Source organism: Mycobacterium sp. SA01 (assembly GCF_041287105.1).
GTDB lineage: Bacteria > Actinomycetota > Actinomycetes > Mycobacteriales > Mycobacteriaceae > Mycobacterium.
Genome location: NZ_JBGGNO010000014.1, coordinates 324,125 through 335,666 on the forward strand (window position 1 = coordinate 324,125; position 11,542 = coordinate 335,666).

An 11,542-nucleotide genomic window follows, 5' to 3' on the forward strand; every position below is an offset into this window, starting at 1 on the left:
TTTCGGGGTCCAACACCTGGAATCGGGGAACGGTGAACCCCGACGCGACGTGCAGCTCCGACCAATGGAGCGCGGTCACCTCAGCCTCGTCGATTTCTCAACTCGCTGGTGTACTGGGCGGCTTGCTCATCACTGCGATCGCGTTGCTCTTCGATCGCAAGGGCCGGGAATCCGTCCATACGATCGCCCTGTTCTCCGCAGCGGTGCTGATCCTGATGCTGGACAGCTACCTGTTCAGCATCATCAGCGGAACCGCGCCGCCCGATGACGGCGATCGACGGGGAATCTGTGCCATCGCGTGGACGCAGGGCGCCGTCGCGACGGGCATGCTCGCGGCAGGCACCACCGCCGTGTTCGGCGGGCTGGGCTCGATGCTGGCCAGCCACGCCGTCAGCAAGTCCGCAACGGAGGATCCCGAGGACATCAGCGCCTACTGCTTCCTGGCCGATCTCGGCGGCTGGCTGACGTTCGCGTCCGCGATGGCGATGACGCTGGTGCTGAGTGAGACCTCCATCGACTATCTGCACTTCATGTACGGCGAGCGACCGCCGATCTGGGTGGTCGGGATCATCACCACATCGGCGGCACTGATCATCATCGGCAACGTGGCGCTGGTGTACGTCCGGACCCGAGCACTCCGCAGGTCGCTCCTCGACGTCGAGCAACCGACTGTGTTGACCTTGCGGACCATCCGGTTCGCCACGATAGGAATGACACTGCTGGCGATCATCGGGGCGTGGCTGACGATGAGCATCAACCGGTTTCCCAAAGACTGGCTGACGACGCCGAACATGGCGGTCGTGATCGTGGTGGTGGTGCTGACGTTCGTGATTCCGTCGCTGGTCGCGACGGCGATCTGCAATTCGGTGGCCAGCGCCCAGGAATGACCGGTCAGGCCACGGTGAGTGCGTCGATCGGCGCCCATCCGTCGACGTCGAACCCCTCACCGCGTTCGACCAGCACCGGTCCCCCGTGCCCGGGATAGTGCGCGGGGAAGAGGGTCGCGTGCGCCTGCGCGGCCTCGGCGAACACCCGACGTCGGGTGCCGCTGGCCGCGGCCGGGTCGACGTCGAAGGCGCACGCGTCGTCGGGCCTGCGGATCTGGATCGGGCAGTGTGTGAGGTCGCCGACGAACACGGCGGGGTTGCCCGCGTCGAGCCACAGCACCGAGGATCCAGGCGTGTGTCCGCCGGCCGGGCGCAGTCGCAGCGAGTCGCTGAGCTTCAGGTCGTCCGACCACAGCTGGATCTGATCAGTCACCGGAATCACGCTGTCGGCCAACACTGTTCGCATGCCGTCGTTCTCGCCGTCTCCCCCGGGACCGAAGAAGCGGTAGTCGGCTTCGGGCATCACGTAGCGGGCGTTGGGGAATGTCGGTACCCAGCGCCCGTCGACCAGCTGGGTGTTCCAGCCGACATGATCGGTGTGCAGGTGGGTGTTGACCACGATGTCGACGTCGGCCGGGTCGAAGCCGGCCGCGGTGAACGCGGCGAGGAAGTCGGTCGAGAGATGGTCCAGGGGCGGCATGTGCGGCCGGTCGCGATCGTTGCCGACCCCGGTGTCGACCACGACGATCAGACCGTCGACCTCCACCACCCAGGACTGCATCGCGATTCGCCACTGCTGCGCGCCACGATCCCAGAAGTGCGGCTCCAACAGATCGGCGTTCTCGTCCCAGGCCTGCGCCGGGGTGTCGGCGAACAGCGATGTCCGCATCTGGATCTGAGTTTCGACCACGCGTGTGACGCGGGCCTGGCCCAGCACCAGCCGGTTGTTCACGGTTGCTCGGGCGTGGCGTCCAGGGTTGCCAGGTAGCGCAGCGCCAGCAGGTAGCCCTGTACCCCCAGCCCGACGATCACACCGGTCGCCACCCCGCTCAGGTACGAATGGTGCCGAAACTCTTCTCGCGCATGCACATTGGAGATGTGCACCTCGATCAGCGGAGCCGTCAGCTCGGCGCACGCATCGCGCAGCGCGATCGAGGTGTGGGTCAGCGCGCCGGCATTGAGGACCACCGGGTCGCCGGCGTCGGCGGCCGCGTGCAACCAGTCCAGCAGCTGGCCTTCACTGTTGCTCTGGCGCACCACAGCGGTGAGCCCCAGTTCGGTTGCCTGCGTCTCGATCAGGGTGACGAGGTCGTCATAGGTTGTGCTGCCGTAGATCTCGGGTTCGCGGCGCCCGAGCCGGTCGAGGTTCGGGCCGTTGAGCACCAGCACTGTGGTCACTTCGCCACCTCCGCGTAGGCCGCTGCCAGCAGCGCCGGGTCCGGACCTTCCAGCCGCCCCGGCTTGGCCAGCCCGTCGAGCACCACGAACCGCAGCACCCCCGAGCGGGTCTTCTTGTCGCCGGCCATACTCTCGACGAGATCGGGCAGGGCGTCGGCGTCGTAGCTGACCGGCAGGCCCAGCGCCGTCAACACCGCGCGGTGGCGCGCCGCGGTCTCATCGTCGAGCCGACCGGCCAGCCGGCCCAGCTCCGCGGCGAACACCAAGCCCACCGAGACAGCCGCGCCGTGGCGCCACTTGTAGCGCTCGCGGCGTTCGATGGCGTGGCCCAATGTGTGCCCGTAGTTGAGGATTTCGCGCAACGCCGACTCTTTTTCGTCGGCGGCCACCACCTCGGCCTTGACCGCGATCGCCCGCCGGATCAGCTCCGGCAGCACCTCACCTGCCGGGTCGACGGCGGCCTGCGGGTCGGCCTCGATGAGGTCGAGGATCTTCGGGTCGGCGATGAAGCCGGCTTTGACGATCTCCGCCATCCCGGCGACGAGTTCATTGCGCGGCAGCGTCTCCAGCATCGCCAGGTCGACCAGTACACCGGCCGGCTGATGGAAGGCGCCGACCAGGTTCTTGCCTGCCTCGGTGTTGATCCCGGTCTTCCCGCCGACCGCGGCGTCGACCATGGCCAGCAGTGTGGTCGGGATGTGCACGATGTCCACACCGCGCAGCCAGGTGGCCGCGGCGAAGCCGGCCACATCCGTGGCCGCACCGCCGCCGAGGCTCACCAGCGCATCCTTGCGTCCGATTCCGATGCGGCCCAGCACTTCCCAGATGAACCCGACAACCGGCAGGTCTTTGCCTGCCTCGGCGTCGGGAATCTCGATGCGATGCGCGTCGACCCCCAGCTCCGCCAGGTGCGCCCGGATCGCCTCGGCGGTCTGGGTGAGCACCGGCTGGTGCAGGATCGCCACCTTGTGCCGGCCGCCGAGCAGCTCACCGAGCTCGCCGAGCAGGCCGGTGCCCACGATCACCGGGTAGGGCGGATCGACGGCGACCTCGATGGTCACCGGCGATGAGGACTCAGTCATTTGCGAACTCCGGCGCGGCGAGCGGCCAGCGCCGCCGGGGTGGCGGGCGTGACCGGGGTGGACTCCACCGGCTCATCCGGTGGCGTTGGGGCGGAACCTTTTTCAGACGTCGACGACGAACGCCGCCAGGGCGGCCTGCGCCGACGGGGCGGCTGTGGATTCTCCAGACGCGAAATGATATGGCGCACAACGGCACCGGGATTACGGCGATTGGTGTTGATCCGGATCGTGGCGACCCGACGGTAGATCGGCACCCGCTCGTTCATCAGGGTGCGGTACTTCTCGGCGTGGTCGGGCCCGGCCAACAGCGGGCGCACCGTACTGCCGCTGGTCCGTCGCACACCTTCGGCGGCGCTGATCTCCAGGAACACCACGGTGTGCCCGGCCAGTGCGTCGCGCACCCCGGGTGTGGTGACCGCCCCGCCGCCCAGCGACAGGACGCCGTCGTGGGTGGCCAGCGCGTCGCGGATGACCTCTTCTTCGATGCGGCGGAATTCCGGCTCCCCGTCATTGGCGAAGATGTCGGCGACGGTGCGACCGGTCTTCTCCTCGATGGCGGCGTCGGTGTCCAGCATCGCCACGCCCATCGCCTTGGCCAACCGCCGCCCGATGGTGGACTTCCCGGAGCCGGGCAGTCCGATCAGCACGGCCTTCGGCGCCATCGTGCTATCCCGACGCCCGCACAGGCGAATCTTGCGTCTCCGCGGGCATCCGCTCAGCCACCGCCCGGAGGTAGCCCTCGACGTTGCGGCGGGTCTCCTGAAGCGAGTCACCACCGAACTTCTCCAGCACCGCACGCGCCAGGACCAGGGCGACCATGGTCTCGACGACCACGGCGGCGGCGGGCACCGCGCACACGTCGGACCGCTGGTGGATCGCGACGGCCTCGTCGCCGGTGGCCATGTCGACGGTCGCCAGCGCCCGCGGCACCGTGGAAATCGGCTTCATCGCCGCGCGCACCCGCAGCGGCAGACCATTGGTCATCCCGCCTTCCAGGCCGCCGGCCCGGTTCGTCGAGCGGACCACACCGTCGGGGCCGGGGAACATCTCGTCGTGCGCCTGGCTGCCGCGGCGGCGCGCGGTCTCGAAGCCGTCACCGATCTCGACACCCTTGATGGCCTGGATCCCCATCACCGCGGCCGCAAGCTGGCTGTCCAGCCGGTTCTCACCGCTGGTGAACGAGCCGAGCCCGATCGGCAGGCCGTGGACGACGACCTCGACGACGCCACCCAGGGTGTCACCGTCCCGTTTGGCGGCTTCGATCTGGGCGATCATGTCGGCTTCGGCGTCCTTGTCGGAGGCGCGCACCGGGCTCTCGTCGATGCGGTCCAGGTCGCCGGCGGCCGGCGGCGGTCCGTCATACGGAGCCGACGCCCCGATCGAGATGACGTGGGAGAGCACCTCGACGCCGAGGGCCTGCCGCAGGAAGGACCGGGCCAGGGTGCCCGCGGCGACGCGGGCGGCGGTCTCGCGGGCGCTGGCCCGCTCCAGGACCGGGCGGGCGTCGTCGAAGCCGTACTTGAGCATGCCGGCGAAGTCGGCGTGACCGGGCCGGGGGCGGGTCAGTGGCGCATTGCGTGCCACATCCAGCTCGTCGGCCGCGACCGGGTCGGACGCCATCACGGTTTCCCACTTCGGCCACTCGGTGTTGCCGATCTCGATGGCGATCGGGCCGCCCAGCGTCTCGCCGTGGCGCACTCCGGCCAGCACGGTGACCTGGTCCTGTTCGAACTTCATCCGGGCGCCGCGGCCGTAGCCCAGGCGCCGGCGGGCCAACTGATCGGCGATGTCGGTCGAGGTCACGCCGACACCGGCGACCATGCCTTCGACCACGGCTACCAGCGCGCGGCCGTGAGATTCACCGGCGGTCGTCCATCGCAACACGCGTCCCATCTTCCCACGTCGGTCACGGCAGACCCAATCTGCTTTCCCACCGCCAGGGTGTTCGCCATGCGAACAGCGGGTAACCCGTCCTTCGGGAGGACATCATGCGCAACGCGGTCATCGTCGCCGCAGCAGGCTGCGTGATGTTCCTGGTGGCATTGATCAGCGGCAGCGTCTGGGCCGCAACCGGGGTGATCGTGTTGGCGTTGGCCGGCCTGGGGCTGGTCGCCGCGGACGTCCGCCGGGAGCAGAGCAGCGAGGAGTCGACCGGCGTCGTGCATGTGTTGGTGCCGGAGAATTTCGCTCCCGACATCACCGACGGCGATGCAGACGACGTAACGGAGCCCGACCAAGAAGGGGATGAATACGGTGACTACGACTTCCCGTTCGGCGATCCCCTTCCGACCCCGGTGGATGACGACACCCGAATCGCCTAGTCGGTGAAAGGACTCGATGACCACCGCTCGACTGCAGACTGACCCACGTTCCCTCGACCAGGCCCGGCGCACCGTGGATGCGGTATCAGCCGCCTTTTCCGCGACCGTGGTCGGCCAGGACAACCTGCGGGAATCGCTGCTCATCGGGCTTGCCGCCGGCGGCCACGTCCTGATCGAGAGCGTGCCCGGGCTGGCCAAGACCACCGCCGCCCGGGTGATTGCCGAATCCATCCACGGCGGATTCCACCGCATTCAGTGCACCCCGGACCTGCTGCCCAGCGACATCATCGGCACCCAGGTGTACGAGGCCGCGACCAACCGGTTCGTCACCCAGCTGGGCCCGGTGCACACCAACATCGTGCTGCTCGACGAGATCAACCGGTCCAGCGCCAAGACCCAGAGCGCGATGCTGGAGGCGATGGAGGAACGCCAGACCACCATTGCGGGCACCATCTACCCGATCGACGAGCCGTTCCTGGTGGTCGCCACCCAGAACCCCGTCGATCAGGAGGGCACCTATCCGCTGTCGGAGGCCCAGACCGACCGGTTCATGCTCAAGGACGTCGTGGCCTACCCATCGGTGGCCGAAGAGGTCGAGATGATCCACCGGATGGACGCCGGCCTGTTCGACAAGGACCGGCGCCGCGGCGCGGTGGTCGGCCTCGACGACATCCGCGCACTGCAGCGGGTGGTGCGCGGCGTGCAGATGGATCCGGCGCTGATGCGCTATGCCAGTGAACTGGTCGCTGTCAGCCGCAATCCGCAGGTGTATCTGGAGCCCAAGCTGGCCAGACTCGTCGAGTACGGCGCCAGTCCGCGTGCCACGATCGCGTTCTGCCGGGCCGCCCGTGCGCTGGCGGTGCTCTCCGGGCGCAGCCACGTCATCCCCGACGACATCGCCAAGCTCGCCCACCGCATCCTGCGGCACCGGCTGATCCTCGGCTTCGAGGCGGCGGCCACCGGCGTCACCTCCGAAACGGTGATCGACGCGATCCTGCACGCGGTCCGAGTGCCCTAAGGCATGGGTCAACATCTCAACCGGGCCAAGCGATTCTTCGGCTCCGACAGCCGCGGGCTCCTGGAAGGCGGCCGCTACGCGTTGCTGCACACCCGCAGCATGGAGTTCGACGACCTGCGGCCGTATGTGCCGGGCGACGACGTCCGCGACATCGACTGGAAGGCCACCGCGCGTTCGGGCACGGTGCTGATCAAGCGCTTCGTGTCGGAGAAGCATCACAAGATCCTGCTGGTTGCCGACGCGGGCCGGAACATGACCGCGTTGGCTGCCGGCGGTGAAACCAAACGCGATGTGGCCGAGGCGATCCTGGGTGCGTTCGGGTTGATCACGCTGGGCCGCTCGGACGAGATCGGGATGGTGTACGGGGACTCCAGGGGGTGTGTGAGCATCCGGGCCGGCCGCGGCGAGACGCATATCGAGAGCATGCTCGACCACTTCTACCGGCATACCGCGAACCGCCCGGGACAGAGCAGTATCGAATACCAATTACGCTATGTGGCAACGCATTACCGCCGCCGAATGTTGGTGGTCGTAGTGTCTGACGAACCTGATGTGACCGCCGGCCTGGACGAGGTCACCGCCCGACTGGCGGCCCGCCACGACATGCTGTGGGCTTTCGTTTCCGACATGCCCGCGGTCAGCGGTGACAGCGACGGCTACGACGTCGCCACCGGCGCGGTGGTGCCCAGCCGGGCCCGGTTGGGCAAGCGGGTCGAGGCCGCCTACCGGCGCGCCGAGCAGCGGCGGCGGGCGCGGCTCGAGGCGTTCCTGACCACCCACGCGATCCCGTTCACCGCGATCGGACGCCGTGACGAGATCCGGTCGCGACTCACCGCTATGGCGGAGGTGTTCGCCCGTGCCGGGTGACCTGTTGCGCTTCGTCGGCGGCCCCACGCCGTACTCGTCCTGGTGGCTGTGGCTCGCGATCATCCTTCTCGTGGTCGTGATCGTCTGGTATGCAGCAGTTTTCGTGGTGACCCTGCCAGGTACCCGGCTTCGCGAGCTACCCGGGCTCGGCGACCTGCATGCCCGGCTGACGCGACGGCGCTTTGCCGGCGCCATCCGCCACACCCGCGAACTGCGGGGTCGCGGCGAGTTGTCCGATGCGCAGGCCTACGACCAGATGAGCCACACCGTGCGCAGCTTCCTGCATCAGGCGACCGGTGTGCGCGCGCAGTATCTGCATGTCGACGAGATCGCGGCGGGCACGCTGGCGCCGGCCGCCCCGCTGATCGCGGCGTTGCGCGACGCCCGATTCGACGCCGGTACCGACGCCGACCCCGACCGGTTGGGCGCGCAGGCCGAGGAGTTGATCCGGTCGTGGACCTGAGATGGTGGCCCGTTGCGCTGGCCGCGACGGCATGCCTGGCCGTCTGCGTGGTGCTCGCCCTCACTCTGCCGACGGCGAAAGGCGACCGGACGCTGCGTCCGCTGGCCCACGTCGACCGGCTGACCGCACTACCCGAGTACGCCCGGATCCGGCGGCGCGAAACCGCGCTGGCAGCAACGACTATCGCGCTGCTGGTGGTCCTGTTCCTGACCGCCGCGTTGACCGCGGCGCGGCCGTCGGGGTCAGGGCGGGAATTCGACGCGCTGCACCCCGAGGACGTGATGCTGTGTGTCGCAGCGCCGGTCACCGACGGCACCACCGCGCAGTTCCTCAACCACTTCGCCAGACAGGCAACGACCTTCGACGTCCAGCGGATCGGCTTGACCTCCCCGACGGTGCGGGTGCTGCCGCTGACCCGTGACTACCAGTACGCCGCCCAGCGCCTCGGCGACTACGGCGCGCCGACTCCGCAGCAGGCCGCGCAGTTCGCCAAGTCGGTGAACTACACCGACTATGCGCCCAACCTGCGGGACACCCTCGCACTGTGCATGGCGGGCTTCGGCACCGAACCCACCACTCATCGCCGATCACTGATCTATCTGGGGCCCAGCACATTCGGGACCGGTGACGGACGCACCCTGTTCAGCGAGCAACAGGTGGCCGACATGGCTGACAAGGCCGGCATCCAGGTGAACGCCATATCCCGGGTGGACGTCAGCGATGCCGCCCAGCTCGGTGACACCGAACTCAACGCACTCGCCGGGCGCACCGGCGGCCGGTTCTTCCGCTACCACGCCGCGGGACCGGGCGGATCGGATCCCACCCTGCCCGATGATCTGCAGGCGATCGCCGCCCATCCCGCGCCGGTGGTGCTACCCGGCGGTGCCCGAATCAGCGGACAACTGCCCGACCAGCCCGGCCCGCTGCTCATCACCGGGTTGGCGGCCGCCGCCCTGCTTGGCGTGGCCCTGGTGGTGGCGCGCCGATGACCGTGCATCCCGTGCTGCCGATCGCCGTACTGCTGGTACTCGCCGCCGTCATCGTCGGCGCCCGGGCCGTCACCCTGTCGACGGTCCTGGCCCACCCCGGTGAGCATCGCCGCGCGGTGCTGTTGCACTGGGGGGCAACGACAGTGGCGATGCTGCTGCTGGTCGTCGCAGCGGCGCGGCCAGGCATCGAGTCGCCCACCCAGCCCCAACCCGATCGGGATGCGGCTGCCGTCAGCCAGGGCGCAAACACCAACGTGTTCTTCGTGGTCGACCGCTCGGTGGACTCCCGGGTCTCCGACTACGGCGGGGCCACACGGATGTCCGGCATCCGCACCGATATGGCGGCGATCGTCGACACCTACCCGAAGGCGCGGTTCGCGATGATCGGATTCGCGTCGGACCCGGAAATCGACTGGCCGCTGTCCGAAGACGTCTGGAGTCTCAAGGCGGCGATCGCGGGGCTCTCCCCGTACGTCAGCGTGCCCCCGGACGCCGCCGCTCAGGTGAACGCCGGGGCGGCGGCCAATCTGCTGCGCTACCAACTCATTCAGGCCGCCCAGCAATACCCCGGCGCGCGGAACCTGGTGTTCTACCTCGGCGAGGGCGCCGGCGGGTCGACGGCACCGCAGGGCAGTTTCGACGGCGGCGACCGGGTGTCCGGCGGCGCGGTGTTCGGCTACGGCACCGCGGCGGGCGGACCGATTCCGGGCGCCTACGTCGACGGTGCGGTGACGTATCTGTCTGACGCCCGCTCCGGCGGCCCGGCGATCTCCACTCTCGACGAGAGCCGATTACGCCGCGTCGCAGACGAACTCGGCGTGCAGTACGTACATCGGGACCCGGCTCAGCCGGTGACGCGCGACCTACCCGCGCTGCGACCGGACGGCGGCGCCGAGGCCGCGTCGTTGTCGTCCACCCCGGTTCCCGATCGCGTCGAGCTGTACTGGTTGTTCGCACTTCTGTCCGCCGTCCTGCTGCTGCCCGAGATCTATCTGGCGGTGCGGGAGTTCTGGCGAAACCGCACATCGCGGCGGGGGGCGCGGTGACGGCCGGGCGGTTGCGGTTGCGCCGGCGGCTGCTGCTGTGGTCCGCGCCGGTGGTACTGCTGGCGGTGGTGGCGGCAATCAAGATGATGTCGGTTGTCCTGGTGGGCGACTCGGCGGTGTCGCATTTTCAGCGCGGTGACGGCGCTGCGCTGCACGCCAATGCCGCCACGCTCGGCGTGCTGAATGTGATCGAACCCGCGAAAGCGCCGTTCGCCCGCGGTTCTTCGGCTGTCCTGGAGGGCCGCCTCGCCGACGCCGACACCGAGTTCTCCCGCGCACTGGCCGACGATCCGTCGTGCCCGGTGCTGGTGAACTCCGAGCTGGTCCGCGAAACGCAGGGCGACGTCGCGGCGGCCGCCGGCCGCACCGCCGCGGCCGGGGAACGCTATCGCAGCGCACTGAGCCTGGTCACCGAGGCACCCGCGGGCTGTTTCGCCGGCAACGAGGATCCGCAGCCCGACCGGCGGACGGTCCGCGCGGATGCTGAGGCCCGGTTGAACTCGAAGATCGCTGATCTGCAGGCGGCTCCGCCACCGCCGGAGGCCGACGCAGCCCTACCACCGCCGCCACCGCCTCCCCCGCCCCCGGTCGGTGTCGCTCCCGCCGAATCCGATATGCCGCCACCGGCTTTGGGGCCGTCTGGCCAGGGACTGTCGGACGTCGCACCTGACCGGCTGCCCAGTCCCGGGGCGCCACCGTCGGCGCCACACCAGCTCGGTGGCGGCGACCCGCTGGACCGGCTGCGCCAGCTGCTCACCGACGCCGCGTCGTCGGGCAGCGATGCGGGTTGAACACCCTGCGATCTGATGGGCGGCCGGTCAGCTCTCGGGGGTTCGTTCCAATTCCGCGACAATCTTGTCAATCAAGTCGTCGAGTGGAGTCTCCACGGGTATTCCGAAGGGTTCGCCGCGAGGTACCTTGATCACCCATTCGCCCCCGTCAAGGGAAGGTGTGATGGTCATGAGCACTCGGTCGCCGTTGTCGATCACCTCGAGGGCCAGAGCACCGTCATCAGCAGTGGCCACCTTCCGGGCGGTGTAGCCATAGTTGCGGATCAGGGCCATCTGAATGTTGTAATAGTCCTCGTTGCCGATGTCCTTCATCATCCGATTGTGCCTCGCCGCAGTATTCACGGTCGACACCGATCCAGCAGAATCAACGGCTGCGTCAACATGTGCCGATCGCCGACGGAAGTGAGACCCGAACGGGCACAGTACTTTCGGTTCACCTGACTTTCGAGTAGTAATTCGGCGTTTTACTTGGTGATCTGCGGCAAACGAGGTAGAAAAGCGCTCATGGGTCCGGGGTCATACGTGGGCAGAGTCGGTGGTCTAGCGGTCGCCCTGGGTATCGGTGTGGGCGTACTGGCCGGGGCTGCAGTAGCAGCAGCCGATGAGGGGGGCTCGTCCGGCCGTTCCACGGGGGCATCCGGATCGTCGGCGTCAACTGCACATTCCGCGCGGGGATCGAGCACCGTCACGAAACCGGGCATGCGCCCGACAAAGGCGCTGGCTTCGAGAGAGAACGCCCC

At 68.6% G+C, this 11,542-nt stretch carries 13 protein-coding genes and 1 pseudogene; 8 read left to right on the plus strand and 6 right to left on the minus strand.

Translation table 11 applies throughout. The features are described 5' to 3' along the window. The first annotated feature begins 122 nt into the window (after positions 1–122). Positions 123–887 carry a hypothetical protein gene (locus tag AB4879_RS06055; RefSeq protein WP_370506852.1) on the plus strand — a complete coding sequence of 255 codons (765 nt, stop codon included), beginning with the start codon at positions 123–125 and terminating at the stop codon, positions 885–887. A gap of 4 nt (positions 888–891) precedes the next feature. Here the strand turns inward: AB4879_RS06055 and AB4879_RS06060 are convergent, their stop codons facing one another. The 5 genes and pseudogenes from AB4879_RS06060 to aroC all read right to left on the minus strand — a co-directional run bounded on the left by AB4879_RS06060 (position 892) and on the right by aroC (position 5,191). After that, positions 892–1,779, minus strand: coding sequence for an MBL fold metallo-hydrolase (locus tag AB4879_RS06060; protein WP_370506853.1), 888 nt, complete (start codon positions 1,777–1,779; stop codon positions 892–894). Beyond that, positions 1,776–2,225, minus strand: a complete 450-nt coding sequence (gene aroQ / locus AB4879_RS06065; RefSeq protein WP_370506854.1) for a type II 3-dehydroquinate dehydratase — start codon at positions 2,223–2,225, stop codon at positions 1,776–1,778. Before aroQ ends, AB4879_RS06060 begins: the two co-directional genes overlap by 4 nt. Next, complete coding sequence (gene aroB / locus AB4879_RS06070) at positions 2,222–3,307, minus strand: 3-dehydroquinate synthase (protein ID WP_370506855.1); 1,086 nt, start codon at positions 3,305–3,307, stop codon at positions 2,222–2,224. Before aroB ends, aroQ begins: the two co-directional genes overlap by 4 nt. Positions 3,308–3,456: 149 nt before the next feature. Then, positions 3,457–3,969 (minus strand): annotated as a pseudogene (locus tag AB4879_RS06075) (shikimate kinase); the annotation flags it as partial. Positions 3,970–3,973: 4 nt separating this feature from the next. Next, complete coding sequence (aroC, locus tag AB4879_RS06080) at positions 3,974–5,191, minus strand: chorismate synthase (RefSeq protein ID WP_370506856.1); 1,218 nt, start codon at positions 5,189–5,191, stop codon at positions 3,974–3,976. 104 nt (positions 5,192–5,295) lie between these two features. Between aroC and AB4879_RS06085 the strand changes: the two genes are divergently transcribed. The 7 genes from AB4879_RS06085 to AB4879_RS06115 are packed head-to-tail and all read left to right on the plus strand — an operon-like array spanning position 5,296 to position 10,802. Further along, positions 5,296–5,628, plus strand: a complete 333-nt coding sequence (locus AB4879_RS06085; RefSeq protein ID WP_370506857.1) for a hypothetical protein — start codon at positions 5,296–5,298, stop codon at positions 5,626–5,628. 16 nt (positions 5,629–5,644) lie between these two features. Then, positions 5,645–6,646 carry an AAA family ATPase gene (locus tag AB4879_RS06090; protein WP_370506858.1) on the plus strand — a complete coding sequence of 334 codons (1,002 nt, stop codon included), beginning with the start codon at positions 5,645–5,647 and terminating at the stop codon, positions 6,644–6,646. 3 nt (positions 6,647–6,649) lie between these two features. Beyond that, positions 6,650–7,513 (plus strand): DUF58 domain-containing protein, encoded by an 864-nt coding sequence (locus tag AB4879_RS06095; protein WP_370506859.1) that lies wholly within the window; start codon positions 6,650–6,652, stop codon positions 7,511–7,513. Continuing rightward, entirely contained in the window at positions 7,503–7,976 is a 474-nt protein-coding gene (locus AB4879_RS06100) for a hypothetical protein (RefSeq protein WP_370506860.1), read from the plus strand. The genes AB4879_RS06095 and AB4879_RS06100 overlap by 11 nt, the downstream gene beginning before the upstream one ends. Further along, positions 7,967–8,965, plus strand: coding sequence for a hypothetical protein (locus AB4879_RS06105; protein WP_370506861.1), 999 nt, complete (start codon positions 7,967–7,969; stop codon positions 8,963–8,965). The genes AB4879_RS06100 and AB4879_RS06105 overlap by 10 nt, the downstream gene beginning before the upstream one ends. Beyond that, positions 8,962–10,011 (plus strand): VWA domain-containing protein, encoded by a 1,050-nt coding sequence (locus AB4879_RS06110; protein WP_370506862.1) that lies wholly within the window; start codon positions 8,962–8,964, stop codon positions 10,009–10,011. Before AB4879_RS06105 ends, AB4879_RS06110 begins: the two co-directional genes overlap by 4 nt. After that, positions 10,008–10,802, plus strand: a complete 795-nt coding sequence (locus AB4879_RS06115; protein ID WP_370506863.1) for a hypothetical protein — start codon at positions 10,008–10,010, stop codon at positions 10,800–10,802. Before AB4879_RS06110 ends, AB4879_RS06115 begins: the two co-directional genes overlap by 4 nt. A 27-nt stretch (positions 10,803–10,829) precedes the next feature. On the opposite strand, the gene AB4879_RS06120 is transcribed toward AB4879_RS06115, so the two are convergent. Continuing rightward, a complete protein-coding gene (locus AB4879_RS06120; RefSeq protein ID WP_370506864.1) occupies positions 10,830–11,114 on the minus strand; it encodes a hypothetical protein in 285 nt (94 codons plus the stop codon). Positions 11,115–11,542 lie beyond the last annotated feature (428 nt).